Origin of the sequence: Leucobacter sp. UT-8R-CII-1-4 (assembly GCF_030010235.1) — a bacterium.
GTDB lineage: Bacteria > Actinomycetota > Actinomycetes > Actinomycetales > Microbacteriaceae > Leucobacter.
In genome coordinates this window covers 84,586-109,575 of the sequence record NZ_JASCRS010000001.1, presented here as the reverse complement: position 1 = coordinate 109,575, position 24,990 = coordinate 84,586, and the positions used below count along the sequence as shown (strand labels likewise).

The 24,990-nt window shown below is 59.4% G+C and carries 22 protein-coding genes; 18 read left to right on the top strand and 4 right to left on the bottom strand.

Features of this window, described 5'->3' with window-relative positions:
- The 4 genes from atpD (at position 1) to QBL02_RS00510 (ending at position 3,444) form a co-directional block, all read left to right on the top strand.
- Positions 1 to 1,449, top strand: coding sequence for a F0F1 ATP synthase subunit beta (gene atpD, locus QBL02_RS00525; RefSeq protein ID WP_282724395.1), 1,449 nt, complete (start codon positions 1 to 3; stop codon positions 1,447 to 1,449).
- Between the two features lie 3 nt (positions 1,450 to 1,452).
- The gene (locus tag QBL02_RS00520) at positions 1,453 to 1,713 is read left to right on the top strand and encodes a F0F1 ATP synthase subunit epsilon (protein ID WP_282724394.1); all 261 of its coding nucleotides are present in this window, start codon (positions 1,453 to 1,455) and stop codon (positions 1,711 to 1,713) included.
- Positions 1,714 to 1,755: 42 nt separating this feature from the next.
- A complete protein-coding gene (gene yaaA, locus QBL02_RS00515; RefSeq protein ID WP_282724393.1) occupies positions 1,756 to 2,535 on the top strand; it encodes a peroxide stress protein YaaA in 780 nt (259 codons plus the stop codon).
- A 90-nt stretch (positions 2,536 to 2,625) separates the two neighbouring features.
- Complete coding sequence (locus QBL02_RS00510; RefSeq protein ID WP_282724392.1) at positions 2,626 to 3,444, top strand: protein phosphatase 2C domain-containing protein; 819 nt, start codon at positions 2,626 to 2,628, stop codon at positions 3,442 to 3,444.
- Positions 3,445 to 3,515: 71 nt separating this feature from the next.
- On the opposite strand, the gene gabT is transcribed toward QBL02_RS00510, so the two are convergent.
- On the bottom strand, positions 3,516 to 4,865 hold the full coding sequence (gene gabT, locus QBL02_RS00505; protein ID WP_282724391.1) for a 4-aminobutyrate--2-oxoglutarate transaminase: 1,350 nt from the start codon (positions 4,863 to 4,865) through the stop codon (positions 3,516 to 3,518).
- A 94-nt stretch (positions 4,866 to 4,959) separates the two neighbouring features.
- Here gabT and QBL02_RS00500 point away from each other — a divergent pair, with 94 nt between their 5' ends.
- From QBL02_RS00500 to rsmA, 4 genes are read left to right on the top strand one after another with little or no spacing between them, the layout of a single operon-like run.
- Positions 4,960 to 5,445, top strand: coding sequence for an OsmC family protein (locus tag QBL02_RS00500; protein WP_282724390.1), 486 nt, complete (start codon positions 4,960 to 4,962; stop codon positions 5,443 to 5,445).
- Between the two features lie 41 nt (positions 5,446 to 5,486).
- Positions 5,487 to 7,082 carry a methionine--tRNA ligase gene (gene metG / locus QBL02_RS00495; protein ID WP_282724389.1) on the top strand — a complete coding sequence of 532 codons (1,596 nt, stop codon included), beginning with the start codon at positions 5,487 to 5,489 and terminating at the stop codon, positions 7,080 to 7,082.
- The gene (locus QBL02_RS00490) at positions 7,083 to 8,009 is read left to right on the top strand and encodes a TatD family hydrolase (RefSeq protein WP_282724388.1); all 927 of its coding nucleotides are present in this window, start codon (positions 7,083 to 7,085) and stop codon (positions 8,007 to 8,009) included.
- Between the two features lie 2 nt (positions 8,010 to 8,011).
- A complete protein-coding gene (rsmA, locus tag QBL02_RS00485; RefSeq protein ID WP_282724387.1) occupies positions 8,012 to 8,893 on the top strand; it encodes a 16S rRNA (adenine(1518)-N(6)/adenine(1519)-N(6))-dimethyltransferase RsmA in 882 nt (293 codons plus the stop codon).
- Positions 8,894 to 8,896: 3 nt separating this feature from the next.
- On the opposite strand, the gene QBL02_RS00480 is transcribed toward rsmA, so the two are convergent.
- A complete protein-coding gene (locus tag QBL02_RS00480; RefSeq protein ID WP_282724386.1) occupies positions 8,897 to 10,732 on the bottom strand; it encodes a lipase family protein in 1,836 nt (611 codons plus the stop codon).
- A 97-nt stretch (positions 10,733 to 10,829) separates the two neighbouring features.
- Between QBL02_RS00480 and QBL02_RS00475 the strand changes: the two genes are divergently transcribed.
- From QBL02_RS00475 to QBL02_RS00455, 5 genes are all read left to right on the top strand, one after another.
- The gene (locus QBL02_RS00475) at positions 10,830 to 11,510 is read left to right on the top strand and encodes a DsbA family oxidoreductase (RefSeq protein WP_282724385.1); all 681 of its coding nucleotides are present in this window, start codon (positions 10,830 to 10,832) and stop codon (positions 11,508 to 11,510) included.
- A 36-nt stretch (positions 11,511 to 11,546) separates the two neighbouring features.
- Positions 11,547 to 11,684 (top strand): hypothetical protein, encoded by a 138-nt coding sequence (locus QBL02_RS00470; protein WP_282724384.1) that lies wholly within the window; start codon positions 11,547 to 11,549, stop codon positions 11,682 to 11,684.
- An 81-nt stretch (positions 11,685 to 11,765) separates the two neighbouring features.
- A complete protein-coding gene (locus tag QBL02_RS00465; protein ID WP_282724383.1) occupies positions 11,766 to 13,592 on the top strand; it encodes an ABC-F family ATP-binding cassette domain-containing protein in 1,827 nt (608 codons plus the stop codon).
- 207 nt (positions 13,593 to 13,799) lie between these two features.
- Positions 13,800 to 14,627, top strand: a complete 828-nt coding sequence (locus tag QBL02_RS00460; protein ID WP_282724382.1) for a tyrosine-protein phosphatase — start codon at positions 13,800 to 13,802, stop codon at positions 14,625 to 14,627.
- A gap of 118 nt (positions 14,628 to 14,745) precedes the next feature.
- Positions 14,746 to 16,017: a GNAT family N-acetyltransferase gene (locus QBL02_RS00455; RefSeq protein WP_282724381.1), complete on the top strand. Its 1,272-nt coding sequence runs from the start codon at positions 14,746 to 14,748 to the stop codon at positions 16,015 to 16,017.
- 70 nt (positions 16,018 to 16,087) lie between these two features.
- On the opposite strand, the gene QBL02_RS00450 is transcribed toward QBL02_RS00455, so the two are convergent.
- Together QBL02_RS00450 and QBL02_RS00445 are read right to left on the bottom strand one after the other, a co-directional pair.
- Complete coding sequence (locus QBL02_RS00450; protein ID WP_282724380.1) at positions 16,088 to 17,326, bottom strand: alpha-hydroxy acid oxidase; 1,239 nt, start codon at positions 17,324 to 17,326, stop codon at positions 16,088 to 16,090.
- A gap of 100 nt (positions 17,327 to 17,426) precedes the next feature.
- Positions 17,427 to 18,101 carry a TetR/AcrR family transcriptional regulator gene (locus QBL02_RS00445; protein WP_282724379.1) on the bottom strand — a complete coding sequence of 225 codons (675 nt, stop codon included), beginning with the start codon at positions 18,099 to 18,101 and terminating at the stop codon, positions 17,427 to 17,429.
- A gap of 184 nt (positions 18,102 to 18,285) precedes the next feature.
- Between QBL02_RS00445 and QBL02_RS00440 the strand changes: the two genes are divergently transcribed.
- The 5 genes from QBL02_RS00440 to QBL02_RS00420 all read left to right on the top strand — a co-directional run bounded on the left by QBL02_RS00440 (position 18,286) and on the right by QBL02_RS00420 (position 24,971).
- Entirely contained in the window at positions 18,286 to 20,040 is a 1,755-nt protein-coding gene (locus QBL02_RS00440) for an acyl-CoA dehydrogenase (protein ID WP_282724378.1), read from the top strand.
- Positions 20,041 to 20,123: 83 nt separating this feature from the next.
- Positions 20,124 to 21,287: an acyl-CoA dehydrogenase family protein gene (locus tag QBL02_RS00435; RefSeq protein WP_282724377.1), complete on the top strand. Its 1,164-nt coding sequence runs from the start codon at positions 20,124 to 20,126 to the stop codon at positions 21,285 to 21,287.
- Positions 21,288 to 21,434: 147 nt separating this feature from the next.
- A complete protein-coding gene (locus tag QBL02_RS00430) occupies positions 21,435 to 22,211 on the top strand; it encodes an electron transfer flavoprotein subunit beta/FixA family protein (RefSeq protein ID WP_282724376.1) in 777 nt (258 codons plus the stop codon).
- A gap of 29 nt (positions 22,212 to 22,240) precedes the next feature.
- A complete protein-coding gene (locus tag QBL02_RS00425; protein ID WP_282724375.1) occupies positions 22,241 to 23,206 on the top strand; it encodes an electron transfer flavoprotein subunit alpha/FixB family protein in 966 nt (321 codons plus the stop codon).
- Positions 23,207 to 23,210: 4 nt separating this feature from the next.
- Positions 23,211 to 24,971 carry a cytochrome b/b6 domain-containing protein gene (locus tag QBL02_RS00420; RefSeq protein WP_282724374.1) on the top strand — a complete coding sequence of 587 codons (1,761 nt, stop codon included), beginning with the start codon at positions 23,211 to 23,213 and terminating at the stop codon, positions 24,969 to 24,971.
- Positions 24,972 to 24,990: the final 19 nt, after the last annotated feature.

Genomic DNA, 24,990 nt, shown 5'->3' with positions numbered 1-24,990 from the left:
ATGACCGAAACCGCAGAGGTCACTCAGACGGTCGGGCGTATCGCCCGCGTCACTGGCCCAGTCGTCGACATTGAGTTCCCGCATGACGCGATTCCCGCAGTGTACAACGCACTCGAGACCCGCGTTGACTTTGGCGAGGAGTCAGAGGCATTCACCCTCGTGCTTGAGGTTGCTCAGCACCTCGGTGACAACCTGGTTCGTGCAATTGCCCTGAAGCCTACTGACGGTCTCGTCCGTGGCCAGGAAGTTACCGACACCGGCAACCCAATCATGGTGCCAGTTGGTGACGTCACCAAGGGTAAGGTGTTCGACGTTACTGGTAACGTGCTGAACCTGCCTGACGGCGGCACCTTCGAGGCAACCGAGCGTTGGAGCATCCACCGCACCCCACCAGCCTTCGATCAGCTTGAGTCGAAGACTCAGCTCTTCGAAACCGGCATCAAGGTCATCGACCTCCTGACTCCTTACGTTCAGGGTGGAAAGATTGGTCTGTTCGGTGGTGCTGGTGTTGGCAAGACCGTCCTCATCCAGGAGATGATCCAGCGTGTTGCGCAGGATCACGGTGGTGTGTCGGTGTTCGCCGGTGTTGGTGAGCGTACCCGTGAGGGTAATGACCTGATCCACGAGATGGAAGAAGCAGGCGTCTTCGACAAGACCGCCCTCGTCTTCGGCCAGATGGATGAGCCTCCAGGAACGCGTCTTCGCGTTGCGCTCTCGGCTCTGACCATGGCTGAGTACTTCCGTGACGTGCAGAAGCAGGACGTTCTGCTCTTCATCGACAACATCTTCCGCTTCACCCAGGCTGGTTCAGAGGTTTCGACCCTGCTCGGCCGTATGCCTTCAGCAGTGGGCTACCAGCCAAACCTGGCTGACGAGATGGGTGTGCTCCAGGAGCGCATTACCTCGACCCGCGGTCACTCGATCACCTCGCTGCAGGCGATCTACGTGCCAGCCGATGACTACACCGACCCCGCACCGGCAACCACGTTTGCCCACCTCGACGCGACCACCGAGCTTTCTCGTGAAATCGCTTCGAAGGGTCTGTACCCAGCTGTTGATCCGCTGACCTCGACCTCGCGTATTCTCGACCCACGTTACTTGGGTGCAGATCACTACCGCGTGGCGACCACCGTCAAGCAGATCCTGCAGAAGAACAAGGAACTCCAGGAAATCATCGCCATCCTCGGTGTCGACGAGCTCTCTGAAGAAGACAAGATCACTGTTGCACGCGCACGTCGCATCCAGCAGTTCCTCTCGCAGAACACCTACATGGCGAAGAAGTTCACCGGTGTTGAGGGTTCGACCGTTCCACTCAAGGACACGATCGAGTCATTCGACGCTATCGCCAAGGGCGAGTTCGACCACGTTGCAGAGCAGGCGTTCTTCAACGTCGGCGCGATCAGCGATGTCGAGGAGAACTGGGCCAAGATGCAGAAGGATCTGGCTTAATCCATGGCTCTCAAGGTCAGCGTCGTCTCGGCACACACGGAGATCTGGAGTGGCGAAGCCAACCAGGTCGTCGCGAAGACTGTCGAAGGCGAGATCGGTATTCTCGGCGGTCACGAGCCGCTGCTGGCCCTTTTGGCCAGCGGTGAGGTTCGCGTAACCGCCGCTGACGGTGGGAAGATCGTGGTTGATGCTGAGGACGGGTTCCTCTCGGTCGACCATGACACCGTTACCATCGTTGCAAGTAAGGCTGCGCTCGTCGCGTAGCTCGTAGCTGGTGCGGTTTCGCGCCGCTCCAGCACACTTATCATGCACATTCTGCTGCCGCCCTCGGAAACGAAACGTTCCGGGGGCGGCAGCATTTTTTCTGCGGTGGATCTGGCGCACAATGATGCGCTCGGTGAAACTCGGCAGGACATTCGTGAGGCGCTTGTGGCGCTCTCTACCGACACAGAAGCAGCCGTAAAGGCGCTCAAGCTTGGCGTGAAGAACCGCGACGAATTGCTGCACAATCTTGCCCTGGATTCCAGTGGTGCGATGCCTGCCATCGATCGTTATACCGGCGTGCTCTACGACGCGCTCGACGCGGCAAGCCTCGGTGAGAGTTCGCGCAAATGGCTCGCAGAACATGTCTCGGTGCAATCAGCTCTTTTCGGTTTGGTGCGTGCAGGAGACCTCATTCCCGCCTACCGGTTATCTGGGTCATCTCGCTTGCCGAGCCTTAGCCACCCACTAAAGCGCTCATGGTCGAGCGCGCATCAGGGGATCGACTGGGAATCTTTTGAATGGATTCTTGATCTGCGATCAAAGGACTATGTTGCCCTGGCGCCATTGCCTGCCGGAGCGGGGGCCTGGTTGCATGTTGCGCAGCGTAGCCCAGACGGTGAAGTGCGTGCTCTCAACCACTTCAATAAGGCAGCAAAGGGCGACCTCGTTCGCCGCCTCGCCGAGAGCGATGCTCAGATTTCTGGGCCGCAGGACCTGCTGTCTTGGGCCGCCAGCCAATCACTCGAGGCAAGCTTTTCGGAATCGGATCAGACGATCACACTGGTCACCGAGCTCGGCGCTCCAACGAAGACTGCCGGGTAGTCCGTCGATGACAGATCAATATTTCTATTGCGCTTGGTGTTTCCAGGCATGCAGCACGTTAGTCTTAAACCGTGAATCTAGGGGGTCCTTGTGACTGTGCGTGGTGAGAATGCAGTGCGGCGTCGTGTGCCCACTGGTGTGGGCTCCCACATCGAAGCTGAGCTCTCTTGGCATGGGATGACCGACGTTGGTCTGCGCCGCGAGGTGAACCAGGACAGCTACGTCGCGATCCCTCCGATCTTCGCGGTAGCTGACGGCATGGGCGGTCACGCTGCGGGTGAGATCGCTTCTGAAGCAGTAGTTCGTAGGCTCGCTGAACTCGGTGGACGAGACGCCGTGACTCACGACGATTTTGAGTCGGCTCTCGACGATGCGATCGACGACATCGAACTCAACGTCGGTGAAACCGACCAGGGCACCGGAACCACTGTGACTGGGTTGATCCTCGGTAGCGATATTGATGAGCCAAGCTGGACTGTCTTCAACATTGGTGACTCTCGGGTGTACCAGCTGTACAAAGGCGCATTGAGTCAGCTCACCGTCGACCACTCCGTTGTGCAGCACCTGGTGGATACTGGTCAGATTACCCCTGAAGAAGCCGAAGTACACCCACACGCGAACGTGATTACTCGCGCGGTGGGGCTCGGCGAAGATCCGGTGGCCGACTACGGCAGGCTCGCACTCATCCCAGGGCAGCGCCTTCTGGTGTGCTCGGACGGGCTCACCAAAGAACTCACTGACGTAGGAATCAAGCACTACCTCACTGAATCGAAGACTGCAAAAGACGCAGCAGAGAATCTTGTCTCTGCTTCACTTGGCAACCTGGGGCGGGATAACGTCACCGTACTGGTAATCGATGTGCACGCTGTTGGCGATGCTCGCGACACCGTTGAGGTGCAGACGATCTAGTTTTTGCGTTACTGCAACAAAAGAGGTGTCGCTCCAGTAATTCGGAGCGACACCTCTTCTGTGTTTGCGAATTAGGCTGCTTCGGCAGCGAAAGCCTCATCAAGCACGCGAACCACAAGCGCAATCAACTCGTCGGTGAACTGCAGCGAAGGCAAGAATCGAATTGCATTGCCGTAGGCGCCGGCACTCAGCAGCAGCACGCCCTGCTGCGCTGCGCGGTCGATTACGCGCTGCACGAGCGCGGCATCGTGATCGAGCGTGCCAGGCTTCACGATCTCGATCGCGAGCATTGCGCCGAGGCCACGCACGTCAGCAATCGCCTCGTGCTTGGCGGCGAGGTCGGTAAGCGCCCCCTTGAATACGTCTTCAATGTGCTTGGCGCGGGCGAGCAACTGATCGTTCTCGATCTGGTTGAAGACCGCGACGGCAGCAGCACATGAAACTGGGTTGCCACCGAATGTACCGCCGAGGCCGCCGGGCTGTGAGCTGTCCATGATCTCGGCACGGCCGGTGATCCCAGCTAGCGGCATGCCGCCAGCAATGCCCTTTGCGGTTAGAACGATGTCCGGCTGCACACCAAACTGTTCGATTGCAAACATGGTTCCAGTGCGAGCAAGGCCAGCCTGCACCTCATCCGAGATGAACACAATGCCGTTTGCGCGGCACCACTCAGCAAGCGCTGGGAGGTAGCCGTCTGCTGGCACGATGAAGCCACCCTCGCCCTGCACCGGCTCGACGACGAGGCAAGCAAGATCTTCTGCGCCTGCAGTCTTTTCAAGGTAGGCGATTGTGCGAGCCGCAGCCTCGAGGCCGCTCAGTCCATCACGCAGCGGGTATGAGTTTGGTGCCTTGTAGATGTCGCCGGCGCGGGGGCCGTATCCTGCGGCGTATGGTGCACCCTTGAAGTTCATGCTGCTGGTGAGCATGGTGCGGCCGTGATAGGCATGCTCAAGTACTGCGACGCCTGGGCGGCCTGTGAACTTGCGCGCAATCTTCACGCCGTTCTCGACGGCTTCAGCACCTGAGTTCATCAGCAGAGTTTTTGCCTGGCCCTCACCCGGGAAGTACTTGGCAAGCAGCTCTGCCACCTCAACGTACGACTCGTATGGTGTCATCGTGAACAGGGTGTGCGTGACTCGGCCCATCTGCTCGCGGGCGGCCGCGACAACAGCCTCGTCGGTGTGGCCAATAGTGGTGACACCGATGCCGCCGCAAACATCGACGATGCGGTTGCCATCAACATCAACCAGGATCGAGCCGTGTGCTCGCTCGATATAGAGCGGCATAACGCTGTGCACCCCGGGTGGCACAACAGCCTGTCGCCTGGCGTGCAACTCGCGGCTACGGGGGCCAGGAATCTCTGTCAGAAGAAGTGGTTCCTGGGGGATTTCGGACACGTCAATGTGGCTGTCTGTGCTCATAGGCTAAGCCTAGCCCCGAGCCGCGCACACGCGCACATTGCCGTCACGCCAAGTGAGGCTTTTTGCGATCGACTGAGCTTGTTAGGGTGAGGGTATGAGCGATGCGCACCACTACACAGTAGAAATCGAATGGCTTGGAAACCGGGGGAGCGGCACAAGCGGCTACCGAGAGTACGGGCGAGAACTTGTCGTGCGGGCAGAGGGCAAGGCTCATGAGATCGCGGCTTCGGCTGACAAGACTTTTCACGGGAACGCTGAACGCTGGAATCCTGAAGACATGCTGGTAGCTGCACTGTCGCAGTGCCATATGCTCTCGTACCTGCACATGGCAGTGCGCGCAGGCGTGGTTGTTACGGCGTACACCGATATCGCTGAGGGAACCATGGCGCAGCAGGGCATGGGAGGCCACTTCACCTCAGTTGTGCTTCGTCCGGTGGTGACCGTCGCTGATGAGTCAATGGTCGATGCGGCGCTCGCGGCGCACAAGGACGCCTATGAGAATTGCTTTATTGCAAACTCAGTGAATTTCCCGGTGACGCACGAGCCACGGATCGTGATTGCTTCCTCGCCTGGGGTGTAACAAGGTCACGTGTGTCGGTGCAACCTCGTAGAATGGTAATCATGCCCGAAAGCTCTGAGAACAAGTCGTTCTTCATTACCACCCCGATTTTCTACGTTAACGATGCCCCGCACATCGGCCACGCCTACACCGAGGTGGCCACAGATGTGCTCGCGCGTTGGCACCGCCAATCGGGCGATGACACTTGGTTCCTGACCGGTACCGATGAGCATGGTCAGAAGATCCTGCGTACCGCAACCGCAAATGGTGTTGCACCGAAAGAGTGGGCTGACCGCTTGGTAGAGAGCGCGTGGCGACCACTGCTCAACACCATCAACATCTCAAACGACGACTTCATTCGCACCACTGATGCTCGCCACGAAGAAGGCGTAGCAAAGTTCCTGCAGAAGCTTTATGACGACGGTCACGTTTACGCGGGCGAATTTGAGGCGCTGTACTGCGTGGGCTGCGAAGAGTTCAAGCCGAAGAGTGAAATCGTCGATGGCACCGGCGCCTTCGAAGGTGAAAAAGTTTGCGCGATCCACTCGAAACCGCTCGAACTGCTTCAAGAGAAGAACTACTTCTTCAAGATGAGCGCTTTCCAAGACCGCCTGCTGGCGCTCTACGAAGAGCGTCCAGATTTTGTGCAGCCAGCAAGCGCGCGCAACGAGGTTATTGCCTTTGTGCAGCAGGGGCTTGAAGATCTTTCTATTTCGCGCACCTCATTTGACTGGGGCATTCCGATCCCTTGGGATAGCTCGCATGTCACCTATGTTTGGTTCGATGCGCTGCTCAACTATGTCACCGCAACCGGATACGGCTCAAACGACGAGCAGTTCGCGCGACGTTGGCCAGCCACGCATATCGTTGGCAAAGACATTCTGCGGTTCCACGCAGTGATCTGGCCGGCAATGTTGATGGCTGCCGGTCTGCCAGTGCCTGAGCATGTGTTCGCACACGGCTGGCTGCTTGTTGGCGGCGAAAAAATGTCAAAGTCGAAGCTCACCGGAATCGCGCCAAACGAGATCACCGATACCTTTGGCAGCGACGCGTTCCGCTACTACTTCATGCGCGCAATTAGCTTCGGGCAAGACGGTTCGTTCAGTTGGGAAGACCTCGCCGCTCGATACCAGGCCGAACTTGCAAACGGTTTCGGTAACCTCGCCAGCCGCGTTCTCGCGATGAACGCGAAGTACTTTGGCAGTGTGCAGCCAGCGGCAGCAGAAGAGACTGCTGCAGATCAGGCGATCCGGGAGCTGGCACTTAAGGTGACTTCTGCTGCCGATACCCACATCGAACGCTTCGCAATTCACGAGGCGATCGCTGAGATTTGGCAGCTGGTTGACGCTCTCAACGGCTACATCACCGAGCAGGAGCCTTGGGTGCTCGCCAAGAGCGAAGAGCAGAAGCCGCGCCTTGGCACCGTGCTCGCGACAGCAACTGAGGGTCTGCGTGCCCTCGCCGAGCTGCTGCACCCGGTTGTGCCTGAGGCAACCGCAAAGCTCTGGGCAGCACTGGGCGCTGACGAGGCGATTGGCGCGCTCGATGAGCAGCCATTGCGCGACGCAGGAACCTGGGGCCGTCTGCCCGCTGGCACCCCACAGCAACCGCTCGCTGTGCTGTTCCCGCGTATTGAAACCGACGCAGAGAGCAAATAAATGTCTGCTGATTCACCAGCCGGTGGTCTACGCAAGCGTCCTTCTGCGAGCCAGGAGGGCGCTGCCAAGAGCTCACGGGACTTGACTAGGCCGCCGGTGCCAGAGCCGTTGCCAATTCCGGTCTACGACAACCACACCCATCTTGAGTTTGAAGATGGGCTAGAGGTGCTTGATCCGCTTGATTCGCTTGATCGTGCCGAACAAGTGGGCGTCGCCGGTGTCGTACAGGTAGGCACAGATCTTGAGACCAGCCGCTGGAGCGCCGAAATGGCTGCGAGTGATCCTCGCGTGCTGGCGGCAGTTGCGCTGCACCCGAATGAGGCTCCAAAGCTCTTTGCTCAGGGGCTTCTGACGGCACACCTCTCAGAGATTTCTCGACTGGCCTCACAGCCCAGAGTGCGCGCAGTCGGTGAAACCGGTCTCGACTTTTTCCGTACCGGAGAAGACGGGCGCGATGCCCAGATCGAATCGTTCGAAGCGCACATCGACATTGCCAAGGGCAATGGTCTTGCGCTTCAGATTCACGATCGAGACGCGCACGAGGCCGTTGTTGCCACGCTGAAACGAGTTGGCGCACCCGAACGAACAGTGTTTCACTGCTTTTCGGGTGATGCGGAACTCGCAGAAATCTGCAACGACAATGGATGGTACATGTCGTTCTCTGGCACCTCAACGTTCAAGAACGCGCAGAGCCTTCGCGATGCGCTGGCTGTGGCAAAGCCCGAACTTGTGCTCATCGAAACAGACGCGCCGTTTTTGACGCCCGAACCGTTCCGGGGCAGGCCAAACGCGCCGTATTTGATGCCACATACCGTTCGCCGCATGGCTGAGCACCTGGCAGTACCACTTGATGAATTGTGCGCGCGACTGAATGCAAACACTGAGCGAGTCTATGGTTCGTGGGCGCTGCCTGGTGAGGAGGCATAACCATGGCATTGCTCGGACCAAACGAGGTGCGTGAACTAGCCGAACGCCTCGACGTTACGCCGACGAAAAAACTCGGCCAGAACTTTGTGATCGACCCGAACACGGTGCGCAAGATCGTGCGCCTTGCCGGAGTCGAAGCTGGCGACCGCGTGGTGGAGGTGGGCCCGGGCTTAGGCTCGCTCACTTTTGGGCTCACCGAAGCGGGAGCGCAGGTCACCGCAGTCGAGATTGACCACCGACTTGCTGCTGAGTTGCCAAACACTCTCGCAGTGATGCAGCCTGACGCCGCCGCAGAAGGTCGGCTGCGCGTGGTGCGCTCTGATGCACTTGACGTCACTCTCGGTCAGCTGATGGACCCAGACACCTGGTTGATGCCGCAGGTGCTTGTGGCGAATCTGCCGTATAACGTGTCGGTGCCAATTCTGATGCATCTGCTTGAGCTGTTGCCTGGACTGCGTTCTGGTTTGGTGATGGTGCAGGCCGAGGTAGGTCACCGCATTGCCGCTGGTCCGGGGTCAAAAGAATATGGATCGCCTAGTGCCAAGGCTGCCTGGTACGGCGATTGGCATATCGCAGGCACTGTGAGCCGTAAGATTTTCTGGCCAGTGCCAGGCGTCGACTCGAATCTTGTTGCTTTCAAACGCAGAGAAGAATCACTCGGTACCGAGCCAGAGCGTATTGCCACCTTTGAACTTGTGAACGCTGCCTTCGCCGGTCGACGAAAAATGCTGCGTCAATCGTTGCAGGGCGTTTTGGGTATTCCGACGAGCGCTGAGGCCGCCAGCGAGGCCATTGCGGTAGCGGGCATCGATCCAACGTTGCGAGCAGAACAGCTCGATATTCACCAGTTCTTGGCCATTGCGCGCGCGGTGGTCAAAGACTAGTTCCTACTGTTCGGCCCCGGTACTCTTGGTGCTGGGGTAGCTTTTGCTGCTGCATTGCTTCGCTGCCGGGTCGCCCCGCCAACGGTCAAGTGTCCACTCAACGATTTGCGGGGTGAGTGGTGAATCTGCCGCGACAAGACTCACGTGGCTGAGTCCTTCGAAAGTGCGATAGTCGATCACTTCACCGGCATCGCAGCGTTCATTCACCCATTTCTGCTGCATCGAAGGCAGCACCAGCGGATCAGCGAGCCCCTGCGCAACCAGCACGGGAGCTGGGAACGGGCCCACCGGGGTCTGGTCTTTTAGTTTCTTGCCAAAGTCGCCTGCGAGCATGCTGTCGGGGAAGATCTGGTTCGGCACCTGAGTGCCGCGTAGAATCGCCGCGATTGCATCGCTGCCGTTGAAACAGAGCTGTGAAATGCGCTGCACTGGCCCCTGCGACCCAGGGGTGAGCTGTGCCTCAAGGTTGAGTTCAGGGTAGAGCTGATTCCAGGTGTAGGCGATGTAAGCCGAGACGGTTTTGCCGGCAGCATTGTTTTTGTCTGCGTCAGCTAGGCCGTAAAGGTCAGCGGCTGGGGCGAACGCAGCGGTGCCGAGAATCGTGAGTTCTGGCGCGTAGTCAGCGGAGCGTTGTGCTGTCCAGAGTGAGCCTTGACCGCCTTGAGAGTGCCCCCAAATGACGGTCGCGCTGCTGATGGAGAGTTCTTCGAACTGTCGGGCGGCACGTGACGCGTCGAGCACGTTGCGGGCTTCTGCTTCGCCGACGAGGTAGGCAGCGGTGCCGGTCGTTCCCATACCGCTGTAGTCCGAGGTGACGGCGACCCAACCGTGCTCAGTCACCATCTGCTGCATGGCCGTGCCCGCACCGTCGGCGAATGGTGTGGCGCTGAGCGAAGGCGCACAGCCATCGATCACCCCGGTGGTGCCGTGCGAGACCGTCAGCAACGGCAGCTCTTGACCATCACGATTGGCAGGGGCGAGGATCGTGCCGCTCGAAACTCCAGCCGAACCATCTGGCAGGGTCGTCGTGTACAGCATCTTCCATGCCTGCGCTCCGCTTGGTACGCCCGTGCTGAGCGGTTCCGTGCGAATGAGTTGTCCGGGAGAGGTTGGGAGTTGATCCGGCGCGAGATAAAAATCGTCGGGAGTTGGTAGGGGAGTGCCGCCGAGAATTTGTGCGCTGCCCCAGCTTGCGCCGACCGCGAGCACAAGCGCAAGTGCCGCGCCAATGGTGCGAGCCCAACGGCTGACGCGTGAAAGAGAAGTGTTCGTTGTGGCTGCTCGTTCCGATCGCTGGTTTCGCCAGAGCAAAAAAAGTGCGCGCAATCCGGTGAATATGAACCACGCGCCGACGGCCAGTTTGAATATGGCGATCGTGAGCACCGGCCAGGAAAACGCGAGGAAGCCGAGTGCAATACCGGCAAGCGCGATCAATAGCCCGGCCACCCGGTTGTCGGCGTCCCCGCGAAACGTGAGAATTGCGGAAGCTATACCGTGCAAGATCAGTGAGAGCGCCACCATTGCGGCGAGCCAGGGTGCGCCAGCGTCGGGCCAGAAAGTGAGCAGCAGGCCGAAAGCGACCATCGCGGCGCCAACTGCGCGACCGAATCTGGTGAGAATGAAGCTGCCGACACTGTGCACGTCGGGGTCATGTTGGCCCGGTTCTAGCACGAGCGTGAAACCAACGATGATCAGGCCAATACCGATGCACACGGTGGTTTGTTGTGTTGACAACGGCACCACAATGAGCGCAATACCGAGAGCTGCTGTGAATGTTGCGGCAAGAATCCTCAACGGTTTTTCCCATGTCGAGAACCGAGCGTCTGATTGCTGAGCCATAAACAATTCACCCCCGTGTGTGTGACTTTTCGTATCAACTCTGGCATAGCTGTGAATTTCAGGGAATATCTTCTCGGCGCGATACGCTGTAGCCAATATGAATGACACCCTCCGCGTCGACATTTGGAGCGACATTGCCTGCCCATGGTGCTACATCGGAAAGCGCCGCTTTGAGGCTGGCGTCGCCGAGTTCACCCGCCAGAACCCTGAGATTGACATCGAAGTAGAGAGCCACAGCTTCGAGCTGGCGCCCGATACCCCCGATAACTACGAGGGCAGCGAAATCGATTTTCTGACCAAGCACAAGGGCATGCCCCGCGAGCAGGTTGAGCAGATGCTCGAACAGATGACCAAGATGGCTGAGCTTGAGGGAATTGAGTTCAACTTCGATAAGCTGCGCCACGCCAACACCAGCCGAGCACACCGCGTGCTGCACCTTGCGAAGTCGCAGGGGCTGCAGGCCGAGATGCAAGACCGCCTGTTCCGGGCGTACTTCTCTGAGGGCCGTCAAGTTTCAGACGTCGAAACCCTTGCTGAGCTTGGTGAAGAAGTCGGTCTTGACGCAGACGAGGTGCGCGATGCGTACAACGACGAAACCTTTGAAGATGCGGTCGAGCGTGACATCACCCGTGCGCGTATGCTCGGCGTGAACGGGGTTCCCTATTTCCTTTTCGAAGAAAAGTACGCGGTTTCGGGCGCTCAGTCGGCCGAAACGTTTGCAAATGTGCTTGAGCAGGTACAGAGCTTTCGCAATGGCGAGAGCTCACCCGAAGACTAATTAAGACAATCAAAAACCAACCATCAAGGAGTACCGATGAGTGAGAACAACACCAAGCTGAACGACGAAGCTGGCATCGCTGCTGCTGCTTCGGCAGAGAGCGCAGAGATCCTGAACCTGCTCGACAATGAGCAGTCGGGCGGAAGCTGCTGCGGCGGAAGCTGCTGCGCTTAAGGCTCAACTAGTTTCGCCAACGAAGGCCGCTGGGCGTTGCTCGGCGGCCTTTATGCTGCCACCACCTAGACTCAAAGGGTTATGGCGCATCTGCTCGGGGCCGAAGGCCTGCATCTCGAAGTTCCCACCAAGGTAGTGTTCGATTCGGTGACCCTTGGCGTCGCCGAGGGCGATCGTATCGGCATCGTTGGGCGTAATGGCGACGGTAAGTCGAGCCTGCTGATGATGCTCGCTGGGCGCAGAGACCCCGATGGCGGCAAAGTCACGGTGCGCAGCGGCACGCGCATCGGCGTGCTCGATCAGGAAGACCGTTTCGACGACGGCGAAACAGTGGGGCACGCCATCGTCGGCGATGTGCCAGAGTACGAATGGGCTAGCGACGCCCGCGCCCGCGACGTTATCGCCGGTCTCGTTGCTGATCTTGATTGGGAAGCCCCGGTCGATTCACTTAGCGGCGGGCAGCGCCGCCGAGTTGCGCTCGCCCGGCTGCTGGTCGGCGACTGGGAGATTCTTGCGCTTGACGAGCCAACAAACCACCTCGACGTTGAGGCGATTGCTTGGTTGGCAGATCACTTAAAGCGGCGATGGCCAGCGAACTCAGGCGCGATGCTCGCAGTGACGCACGATCGCTGGTTTCTTGATGAAGTCGCAAACGCCACGTGGGAGGTGCACGACCGAATTGTTGAACCTTTCGAGGGCGGCTACGCAGCCTATATTTTGCAGCGCGTCGAGCGGGACCGCCAGGCTGCGACGATTGAACAGAAGCGGCAGAATCTTGCTCGTAAAGAGTTGGCCTGGCTGCGCCGAGGCGCACCGGCTCGCACTTCGAAGCCAAAGTTTCGTATTGATGCCGCCAATGCGTTGATCGCTGATGTGCCAGAGATTCGCAATGCGACCGAGCTGAAATCACTCGCGGTTTCCCGACTGGGCAAAGAGGTTGTGAACCTGGTTGAAGCGGGGGTGCAATACGGCGACCGCTTAGTGCTCGAAGACGTTGATTGGCTGCTTGCGCCGGGGGAGCGCACCGGTATTCTCGGCGTGAACGGGGCCGGAAAATCAACTTTGCTTGGACTGATTTCTGGTGCTGTCGAACCCACCAGCGGCCGTGTGAAACGCGGCAAAACGGTGAAGGTGGCAACACTCACCCAGCGGCTCGATGAACTCGAAGAGCACCTGAACGAGCCGGTACGTGTGGTGATTGGTCGCCTGCGTACGAGTTTTACTGTTGGTACTGGCTCAAAGGCTCAAGATCTCACTCCCGGTCAGATGCTTGAGCAAATGGGTTTTTCTAGTGCGCAGCTTTCGACCCCGGTGAAAGATCTTTCGGGCGGACAGAAGCGCCGGTTGCAATTGCTATTGATCCTTCTGGATCAACCAAATGTGCTGATTCTTGACGAGCCGACCAACGACCTCGACACCGACATTCTTGCAGCGATCGAAGACTTGCTTGATTCGTGGCCGGGCACGCTCATCGTTGTGTCGCACGACCGGTACTTTATTGAGCGAGTGACCGATCAGCAGTATGCGATCCTTGACCGTAAACTGCGGCATCTGCCCGGTGGTATTGACGAGTACCTTGAACGTAGGGCAGCGCAAGAAGGCGCGAAGGCTGCTGGCACCTCTCAGGGCGCTGCGAAGGCCACCTCGAGCGCAGCTAGTCAGACTGTGGATACGGCTTCGGCGCTTTCTGGAGCTGAGCTGCGCGCGGCAGAAAAAGAGCTTTCTGCGGTTGAACGCAAGATGGAAAAGTTGCAAAAAGATATCGTGAAATCGCGCGATGGTCTTGCTGAACTTGATCAGAGCGACTACCAGTTGCTTGGGGTCGAGATGGCAAAGATTACCGCGTTTGAAGACGAGGTTGCAGCCCTTGAGGAGCGGTGGCTTGAACTCTCTGAGCTTCTTGGATAGCTTCGCCCCACTTGGCTGAAATGTCACGTGCGGGCTCTTCCTTAGTTCACCTCTCTCTGCCAAGATAGCGAGCACGGGTGCGTTCGACGCATGCGTGCGATCTGGCTTCCCGCTCCGCGCCAGGCGCACCATCCGCGCCAAGCGCACTGTCTGCACAAGGCGCACTGTCCGCACGAAGCGCACCATACGCGAAGCCAGGAGGATCAGATGACAGAATCGACAACTCTCTCGACCGATTCCGAAGATCGTTACGCGCGTCGCGTCGGTATCGTTAGCGCGCCCAATCTGCGCGATCTGGGCGGTATTCCCACAGCAGCCGGCGAAGTCACCCGCGGTGCAATCTATCGTTCTGCAACGCTCAGTGAGGTCGCAGAGGCAGATATGCCGGCATTCGCGGCTCTTGGTGTGCACACCGTCTTCGATCTGCGCACGGCTGATGAGATTGCTGCAGCGCCTGACCGTCTGCCTGAGGGCACCGATCACCGTTCGCTTGATGTGCTCGCCGACAGCAAGACAAGTGTTGCCGCGAGTCTTACTCAATTTGGCGAGAACCCGAAGGCTTTTGCCGCCATGCTTGCCGGGGGCCAAGCGATTGCGCTGTTCGAAGAGACATATCGAGATTTTCTTCGCCTGCCATCCGCGAATCAGTCGTATCGGGAGTTCTTTTTGCGTTTGGGTGACCCGAAACGTGAGGGCGCGGCACTCTTCCACTGCACCACTGGCAAAGACCGCACTGGCTGGGCGGCAGCATCTCTGCTCGCGATCCTTGGCGCCAGCGACGACGATATCTATGCCGATTATCTGCAGACGAATACCGATCTTCTGCCCGCGCTTGAGCCAATGATCCAGTCGGCACAAGCGCGTGGCGTTGACCGCGAGTTGCTCTTGCCAGTGCTGGGAGTACAAGAGCAATACCTCGCGGCAGCTCTGGATCAGATGCGTACGCAATACGGTACCGCTCACAACTATGCCGTTTCTGGTCTCGGGCTCAGCGAGGCTGAGGTCGAGTTGCTGCACGAGCGTTTCACTGATTAGGGGCATCATTTTTCGCTGGATCGTCCGCCCGCAACGATCCCAATGCGTGGGGCTTGCGATCCAGCGGCCCTTCTTTTTGGGCTTATGGGGGAAACAGCTCTTCTCGTAGGATGAGTGCATGTCTTTCCAAGCCCCATATCGCCTGCGTCAACTGAACGAAGAAGATCGCCGCGAAATGCTTGAGCTTGACGTTTGGGCATTCCCGACTGAGCACTCGGTCGATGAACTGATGGGCGTGCCCTCACCGCTCGACTGGTCTCGTACCTTCGCAGTTGAGCGCAGCGACCAGGTCAGCGGATTTCAGGGCATGTTTTGCGCGTACCCTCTGAAATCGTTTGGCGTGCCGGGCGCGCAAGTGGAATGCGGATTTTTGTCTTGGGTGGGCGTGCACCCGAGTCATCGCCGCCGCGGTCTGCTCAGCAATATGATTGACGCACATTTTGCCGATGATCTTGCGCACGGCGAATCAGTTTCGGCGCTCACCGCGAGCGAGCCAGGTATCTATGGTCGGTTCGGCTACGGCGCAGCAGCTGCCGAGGTCTCGTTGCGCATTGAACGCAAAGCAGAATTGCGCGAGGTTGCCGGGGCTGCCGATTTGCAGCTTGAATTTGTGCCGTGGTCTGCGGCCCAGCACGGTGACCTTATTGCTGATCTGCACCTGGCTTACGGTCGCCTTCCCGAGGGTCTTGGGCGACCTGGATGGGCAAGCTGGGAGACCCCGGGCCTTCGCGCGGCCCGTGATGCCGATCTGCCAATGTTTCGCGACGGAAAAGAAGCGAATCGTTTGCTCATTGTGCGTGATACTGCCGGCGCGGCCCTCGGCTACGCGATATTTCGGCGAACATTCGACGAGGATCGCCTAGGCCCCAACGGGGTTGTGCACGTGCGCGAAGCGGTCGCGCACACACCGGCGGCTGCGAGGCGACTCTGGGAGGCGCTGCTTGATATCGATCTCACGACGGCCGTGGAAATCGCACACCTGCCCGTCGATGACCCAATTCTTTCGCTGCTGCTAGACACCCGTCGGGCTCGCGCGAACTATCGCGACAATCTCTGGCTGCGAATTCTCGATCTACAGGCAGCACTTAGTGAGCGTCGCTATGCCGCAGATGTTGATGTGGTGATTGACGTGACTGACACGAGGCTGCCAGCCAACGCCGGCCGCTGGCGGGTGCGGGCCAAAGCCTGGGGGCACGCAGAGGTTTCTCGCAGCGACGCAGAGCCCGACCTCCGCCTAGACATTCGTGAGCTGGGTGCTGCGCATCTCGGCAGCGTTTCACTTGCCGCGCTTGCTCAGGCAGGTCTGGTCTCGGGATCAGCTCAAGCGCTCGCCGCAGCTTCGGCGGCGTGGGGCTGGCCCATTGCTGCCGGGGCGAATTGGGTGTTCTAGACCAAGATATGCGTTGAGCGCCTGCAGCCGTGTGGCTTGCAGACGCTCAACGCATCAGAGCTGTGAGCGGCTAGTCGCGTGCGATCGGGGTGAGCCGCTGCAATTGGGTGATGTGCCGCGGTTCAAGCTCGTCGAGCGATGAAACACCGAGCAGCGTCATGGTGCGTTCGATTTCGCTACGCAGGATCGCGATCGCCCGGTCAACGCCCTCGCGGCCACCGGCCATGAGACCGTAGAGGTAGGCGCGCCCGATCAGGGTGAACTTGGCGCCGAGCGCAACTGAAGCAACGATATCGGCACCGTTCATAATGCCGGTGTCGATCATTACGGTCGCATCTTTACCTACTTCGCGCACTACCTGGGGTAGCAGGTGGAAGGCGATGGGTGCACGGTCGAGTTGTCGGCCTCCGTGGTTCGAGAGCACAATGCCGTCAACGCCCCGGTCGATGAGGTCCACCGCTTGGGGGAGATTTTGCACGCCCTTTACGACAAGCTTGCCCGGCCACATTTCCCGAATAATCTCGAGATCTTCGAATGAGATGGTGGGATCCATCGCAGCGTCTACGAGGTCGCCCACGGTGCCACCGGTGGTTTTGAGTGAGGCGAATTCAAGTTTTGGAGTGGTTAGGAAGTCGTACCACCACCAGGGCCGAGGTATCGCGTTCGCGATGGTGCTAGCCGAGAGCTGTGGCGGAATCGAGAAGCCATTGCGTTTGTCGCGTAGACGCGCCCCAGCGATGGGCGTGTCAACGGTGAAGAGCAGGGTGTCGTAGCCGGCCTTGGCTGCGCGCTCGACCAGGCCGTACGAGATGCTTCGATCGCGCATGACATACAACTGGAACCAGTTTCTTCCGCGCGGGTTTGCGTGTTTCACGTCTTCGATCGATGATGTGCCGAGTGTCGAGAGGCTGAACGGAATGCCTGCTGCGGCCGCGGCGCTTGCGCCAGCGATTTCGCCTTCGGTTTGCATGAGCCGGGTGAAACCGGTTGGGGCGATGCCGAATGGCATGGCCGAGGACCCGCCAAGAATCTCTGTGCTGGTGTCTACGTTGGCGGCAGGCTTCAAAATATCTGGGTGGAACTCGATGTCGGCGAACGCTTGCCGTGCGCGTGTGAGTGAGAGTTCTGCTTCGGCCGCGCCGTCGGTGTAGTCGAAGGCGGCTTTGGGGGTGCGTCGTTTTGCGATGGTGCGCAGGTCTGCGATGGTGAGGGCAGCGTCAAGGCGGCGCTTTTTCGCGTTCAACTCCGGCTTTTTGAACTGCATGAGTTCAAAGATCTCTGAGGGGCGGGGGAGTTGGCGCTGCACCATGTTGAGGTGTCCTTTCACAAGAACTGCGGGGGATCAGAAACACACGAGTGTGGTCTGACCACATAAGAGTAAACGAAAGCAGCGACAGCGTCAACGATCACTAATCGAGCTGTGCGGCAATCGCGCGCAACACTTCGCTCGGCGAAGCATCGGCGTCAAAGGCAGCGACAACAACTTTTGAAGCGCGCTGCTCGCCACCAAACCACGGACGAAAACGCTCAGAAAGCTCACCAAGATCGCGCTCAAGTTCGCTAAACACCCTGGCATCGTCATTGCGAAGCCACCGTCGAAGCGCTGCGTTGTGCACGGCAACGGTGGCTGCCGCGAGTGCAATGGGCGCCCAATCGGGGCATCCCGGAATGGCTTTTCGTTGCAAAAAATCCGCAAAAAGTCGCTCATAGCGATGCGTGATCACTAGCTCGCGTTCGCGCAGGGCTGGCGTGCTGCGCAGAACCTCGGACCGAAGCCTGGCGCCGGCAGGATCCCGCGTGAGGAGCCTGGTTACTTCAAGCGCACCAAGCACAATCTCGTCATAGCCAATCTCGTCTGAGGATTCGAGCTGACGCTGCAAGCTAGCGAGCGCCAGATCGTGGTCGGCGAACACCACATCTTCTTTGCTGCCGTAGCGCCGAAAAAAAGTACTTCGACTCATGCCGATGGCATCGGCCAGTGCGCTAGCGGTCGTCTGCTCGTAGCCGTGCTCGGCGAGATAGCGCACAGCAGCCGCCTGGGGAGCTTGGGCAGCCCAGTCGTCTAGCGGTGCACTTGCGGTCATGTGCCGAAGTTATCACAGAATTGAGACTGAGTTTCATTGAATCTTCACTTAACGCACTTGTCGGCAAACAAATCACTTAAAACACAGGGGTCTTGAAGTGAGACTGAGTGCCAGATATAGTGAGAGCCATACGCGGACGCACTCGCGACTCCGCTGATCAGAACCCTGACCGATGGAGATCACAATGGCGATCGATACTCTTGCCGCACACGCGTCGGCAGAGCCAGGCAGCTATGTTCCGCCGACCGACGAATATCGCTTTCTGCTGGGCGAAGCATTCGGCACAGACCTGGTAGCTCGCGCCTCAGGCGGGGCGCTCACCGCTGAAGATGCAGCAGACGCCATTGATGCGGCCGGCGAGTTCGCTGCAGAAGTATTCGCGCCGCTCGATCGAGTTGGCGATCTGCAGGGAGCACAGCTTGTTCACGGCGAAGTGCGCACTCCTGACGGATTCAAAGAGGCGTACAGATCCTTCGCCGAAGCCGGTTGGGTATCGGCCGCAGTATCTGAGGCCGCCGGTGGAGACGGCCTGCCGGGATCAGTAGTAGCCGCCCTGACCGAGTTTTGGAACTCGGCCAACGCAGCCTTTGCGCTCTGCCCCGCGCTCAGCCTTGGCGCAATCCGAGCACTCCAAGCAAACGCCTCGCAAGAACTGCGCGACACCTACCTGCCCAACATGGTGAGCGGTAAGTGGACCGGCACCATGAACCTGACCGAACCTGAAGCGGGCAGCGATCTTGGGGCAGTACGAACCATGGCTCGCGATAACGGTGATGGCAGCTGGGCCATCAGTGGTCAGAAGATTTTTATCACCTGGGGTGACCACGACGTCGCCGAGAACATCATTCACCTGGTGCTCGCGCGCACAGAAAACGCACCTGCAGGTCACCGCGGAATCTCGCTCTTCGTCGCGCCAAAGTATTTGCTCAACGAAGATGGGACCCCCGGCGCCCGCAACCCGATCACCACTGTCGGTCTTGAACACAAACTTGGTATCCACGCCAGCCCAACCTGTGTGCTGCAATTCGAAGAAGCAACCGGATACCTGGTTGGCGAATTGCATCAGGGTCTCATGGGCATGTTCGTGATGATGAACGAAGCACGTGTCGGCATTGGCGTGCAGGGGCTTGGCATCTCTCAGCGCGCTTACCAGCGCGCCCAAGACTACGCATACACCCGATTGCAGGGCGCTGTGATCGGGATGCCTGCTGGCACCCCGATCGCAGGCCACCCAGATGTGCGCCGATTGCTGCTGTCGATGTCGAGCCGTATCTCGGCAATGCGCGCCTTCTCGGTCCTGGTAGGAGATGTGCACGATCGCGCGGACGAAGGAAACAACGCGGCCCTCGCCGAGTTCTTTGTGCCGATTCTTAAGTCCTGGTTCACCGAGCAAGCCGTGCTGATCGCCTCTGACGCAGTTCAGGTGCACGGCGGCATGGGCTTCATCGAGGAGACCGGTATCGCCCAGCAGTACCGCGACGCTCGAATCCTGCCGATTTACGAGGGCACGACTGCGATTCAGTCAAATGACCTGGTTGGTCGTAAAGTTCTTCGCGACAGCGGTGCGACGGCAGCGAACGTCTTCGCAGAGATTCGGGCACAGCTTGAAACGCTCGCTGGATCGACACATCCGGTCGCAGCACGACTCGTTGAGCGCGTAAGTCGGGCCACGGAATCTGCCGAACGCGCTACCGCCGCGATCCTCGGATTCGTTGATTCGCCACGCGATGCCTACGCAGTGTCCGTGCCCTATCAGGAAATGCTTGCAACGCTCATTGGCGGCTGGATGCACGTCACTATTGCGAACGCGGTGCTCGGCCACGAATCAATTTCTGACGAAGACCAGCGTCGCCTCAGCGAAGCAGACTTTTATGGAGCGCACCACCTCTCGAAGGTGCACTCACTCGCAGAGACTGTCTCTGCTGGTGAGATTTTCTGATCAAACAATTATTCAAAATTCACTCAGTTCCACACACAGACCGGGCGACCTGGCAGGCCGATCGATCAAGAAAGGTAAGCATCATGCAGCGCGATATTTATGAAGAAGACCACGAGGCGTTCCGCGAGGTAGTGAAGGAATTCCTGCGTCGCTACGCGACACCAGAAAAAGCACAGCAGTGGGACGCTGACGGCGAAATCGATCGTGCCACCATGCTTGCCGCCGGCGAGCAGGGCATTATTGGCCTCTCTGTTCCAGAAGAATTCGGTGGCGCAGGTATGCTGCAGGATTACCGTTTCCGTGCGGTTGTAAACGAAGAGGTCATCGGCTCGGGCAACGGCTCACTCGCCGGCGCATTTGGAATTCAAGACGACCTCGCCGTGCCATACCTCGTACACATGGGCACGCAGGCGCAGAAAGAAAAGTGGTTGCCACGAATGGCGACCGGCGAGATCCTTGGCGCGCTGGCGATGACCGACCCGGGAGCCGGTAGCGACCTGCGCGGTGTAACCACCAACGCAAAAAAGGTTGAGGGCGGCTACATCCTCAACGGAGCAAAAACTTTCATCTCATCGGGGAAAACCGCTGATATCGTCGTCACCTTTGTGAAGACCGGCGAGGGAAACCGTCCCGATGCGTTCAGCTTGCTCATCGTTGAGAGCGGCATGGAGGGCTTCGACCACGGAAAGAAGCTCAGCAAGATGGGCTTCCACGGCTGGGACACCGCAGAACTCTCCTTCACCGACGTGTTCATTCCAGAAGAGAACCTGATCGGTGGCAAAGAAGGCATGGGCTTCATCCAACTGATGATGAACCTGCCACTTGAGCGCCTGTCAATTGGCGTCGCAGCAGCGGCAGCATCAGAAGCCGGCCTCAAGTGGACGCTCGAGTACACGAGCAACCGTGAAGCCTTCGGTCAGCCAGTTGCCGACTTCCAGAACACCCGTTTCAAGCTGGCAGACATGGCCACCACCGTAGACGTGCTCTGGGCGTATGTGGACCGAGCGATGGACCTCTACCGCCAGGGCAAGCTCAGCGCAGACGAAGCCGCAAAGGTGAAATTCTGGAGCACCGAGCGCGAGTGGGAAATTCTCGACCAGGGTGTTCAGCTGCACGGTGGCTACGGTTACATCACCGAGTACCCAATTGCGCGCGCCTTCCTCGACGCACGTGTGCACCGCATCTACGGTGGAACTAACGAGGTCATGCGCGAAATCGTGGCCCGCGCTGTTACCGGCCGGAAATAACGCAAAAGTTCTGGTCGGGGGAGAACCCTTCCCCGACCAGAAACTGCGGTAGATTTGCGCTATAGCGCACTCACGTGAATTACGCGCGGAATCGTACAGGCAAACACCCCGTGCATTCCGCGCGACAACCGAGGAAAACTGAGGAACATGAAGATTGTCGTATTGCTCAAGGAAGTGCCGGACACCTACGGTGATCGGACGCTGAGTCTCGAAACCGGCCTTGCCGAGCGAAGCACCTCAGAGAACGTGCTCGACGAAATCGGTGAGCGTGCACTCGAAGTAGCACTCGCATACGCAGACGCCAATGAAGGCACCGAGGTGACCGCACTCTCGATGGCTCCAGAGGGCGCGACAACTTCAGTCCGAAAGGCACTCGCAATGGGTGCGGCGTCGGCCGTTCACATCGCCGACGAGGCACTCGCCGGTGCCGACCTTGGCCTCACCGCAGAAGCTCTCGCGGCAGAACTGCGCGCCGCTGGTTTCGACCTCGTCATCACCGGCAACCAGTCAACAGACGGCTCTGCAGGCATGCTGCCAGTCATGCTCTCAGAAATGCTTGAGGTGCCCGCGCTTACAAACCTCTCAGCAGTAACCATTGCAGCAGACAGTGTCTCAGGCACCCGTGCATCAGACGACGCAACCATGCAAGCAAGCGTCACACTGCCTGCAGTGATCTCAATCACTGAAGCCCTGCCAGACGCACGATTCCCAAACTTCAAGGGAATTATGGCGGCTAAGAAAAAACCACTTGAGGTGAAAAGTGCAGGCGACCTCGGCATCAACGTTGACGATATGACCGCATCACGCGGCATCATGATCCAGATCGCAGAACGCCCAGCCCGAGCCGCGGGCGTCAAGATCACCGACGAAGGCGATGCCGCTCAGCAGCTGGCAGCCTTCCTCGCCGAAAACCGCTTGGTCTGAGCTAGAACCTGAAGAGAGAACGAACGATTATGGAATTCGCCACAGATTCGATTCTGGTACTGCTCGACACGACGCCAGAAGGACAGCTCGCAAAATCATCGGCAGGCCTGATCGGTGCAGCCGCCACAGTAGGCACCCCAGTTGCCCTGGTCATCAGCGACGACACAGCAATCGCCGCACAAGCAGCAGAACTCGGCGCAGCCGCAGTGCTGCGCGCACCTGCCGCAGATGAACTTGGCCGCGGTGCCGCAAACGCGCTCGCAGCAGCTGCAGCGCTGGTACACCCAGACGCTGTACTCGCTTCGCACTCGGTCGAAGGCCGCGAAGCCGCAGCTCGCTACGCGGCACGCAGCCGCAGTGGCGTGATCGTCGATGCCATCGGCGTTGCGCGCGACTCAGAAGGCGTCACCGCAACAACCTCGGTATACGGCGGCGCCTACACCGTCGGCGCAGCCGTGACCCACGGTGCGCCAGTCATCACCGTGCGTCAGGGCGCCGTTGAAGCCCGAGCAGCCGCGCAGCCGCTCGCAGAACAAACCATCGAGGTTCCCGCAGGCGCAGCACGCGCAGCAACAGTCTCATCAGTTGAAGCTGCCGAGGTCGGCGGGAGCCGACCCGAGCTGCGAGGGGCAAAGAACGTAGTGTCTGGCGGTCGCGGCCTTGCCTCGAAGGAACAGTTTGTGCTGGTGGAGCAGCTCGCCGACGCGCTGGGTGCGGCGGTGGGAGCTTCGCGCGCCGCTGTTGATGCGGGCTGGGTGCCTCATTCCTACCAGGTCGGTCAGACCGGCGTCTCGGTGTCACCAGAGCTCTACATTGCGCTCGGCATCTCAGGCGCAATTCAGCACAAGGCAGGCATGCAGACCTCGAAGTTCATTGTTGCCATCAACAAAGACGCAGACGCGCCAATCTTTGATGTTGCAGACTTCGGAGTTGTCGGAGATGTATTCACCGTGGTTCCAGCGCTGATCGCTGAAATTGAGAAGTTGAAGGCATAGCCCATTGGCGACTTACTCATCTAATCGAATCCGTCAGGGGCTGCCACGCACCCCGGGCGGTCCGGCATGGCCCGATGTCGCAGGTGCGGTACTTGCCACAGCAGGTGCAGTTGCACCGGCTGAGGCTGCAGCACCTATCGCGCCTGCCGCGCCTGCAGTTGGCGCTGCTGTAGCTGCACCCGCAGCGGAGACAGCCACTGCCTCAACGGCAGAATCTGCCGCAGCTGCGCCAGTTGCACAGGCTGAGCCAGCCGCTGCCCCCGCAGCAAGCGGTGCCGGCACAGCGCTCACCGAGGTGTCGCTGCGCCGCGGGCTGCCCCGCACCCCGGGCGGTGAGCCCTGGCCGCCAGCAGGCAGTGCCACAGTTGCCGCGGTTGTCTCGGCTCCGGCAAGCGCTGCTATTCCTGCCTCTCCCGTCGTTGAAGCTGCTGCTGCGCCCGCTGCAGCTGCGCCCGCTGCAGCTGCGCCCGCTGCTGCTGCGCCCGCCGATGCTGCGCCGTCTGGCGCTGCGTCAGATACTGCCGCTGCGTCAGCAGCCTTCGATACTGTGAGCGAAGAAGTGTCGCTGCGCCAGGGGCTGCCACGAGTAGCAGGTGGCGATCCATGGCCACCCGCTGCAACTGTCACCGTTCAGCGCGCTGTTGCCGGCGCTGCTGCTGCTCCACAAGATGCTGCAGCAGCTGTTGCCGCTCCTGAGACCCCAGCTGTAGCTGTCGCTCAAGAAACAGTGGCTCCAGCTGCGCCCGCGGCAGTCGCAACCCCGGCAGCAAAGATCTCTGCACCATCCGCTGCCGAGACCGCAGCGCCAGCGGCGAATGCACAGGCACCCGCCGTAGCACCCGCAAAGCCAAAGCGCGAAGCCATCACCATTGGCAGCCGCACACTCGGCCAGTGGGTCAAACTCGCGGTGCTCTGGGGAGGCGGCGCGATCTTCGCTGCTGCAATCATTGTGCTCGCAGCGCGCGGTCTCACCACGCTCCCGGGTGTACCAGAATTTTTGAAGCGCTACCCAGGCGAATACCACCTGCCGGAGTTTGTTGATCCGGGCTTCCCTGTGTGGGCACGCTGGTCACACTTCTTGAACTTCTTCCTCATGGTGCTGATTATTCGTTCGGGTCTGCTCGTGCGAAAGCAACAGAAGCCCGACGCTTTCTTCACACCGAAGAAGGGCGGCACCAAGGTTTCGATCTACCTCTGGCTGCACACTTCGCTCGACATTCTTTGGCTCGCAAACGGTGTCGTCTTTGTCGTGTTGCTCTTCGTGAGCGGCCACTGGGCTCGCATCGTGCCAACCAGTTGGGAAGTGTTCCCGAACGCATTGAGCGCGATGATTCAGTACCTCACGCTCGATTGGCCGGTCGAAAACGGCTGGGTGAACTACAACTCGCTGCAACAGCTGATGTACTTTACCGTCGTGTTCATCGCAGCCCCGCTCGCGGCAATCACGGGTGTGCGCATGAGCGAGTGGTGGCCGAAGAACGCCGAGAAGTTGAACAAGTTCTACCCGGCACCGGTCGCTCGCGCGATTCACTTCCCGGTAATGCTCTTCTTCGTGCTGTTCATTCTGATCCACGTGTTCCTGGTTCTCTCGACCGGTGCACTGCGCAATCTGAACCACATGTTTGCGGGCACCGATGTGATCAACTGGGTCGGTTTCGCTTGGTTTGCCGGTGGCCTGCTGCTCACGGCTGCGGTTACTTGGGCGGCTCGCCCGCTCGTGCTCGCGCCGATCGCGGGGGCCTTTGGCCGCGTGAGCGAACGATAAGGCTCACGCACAAACATTT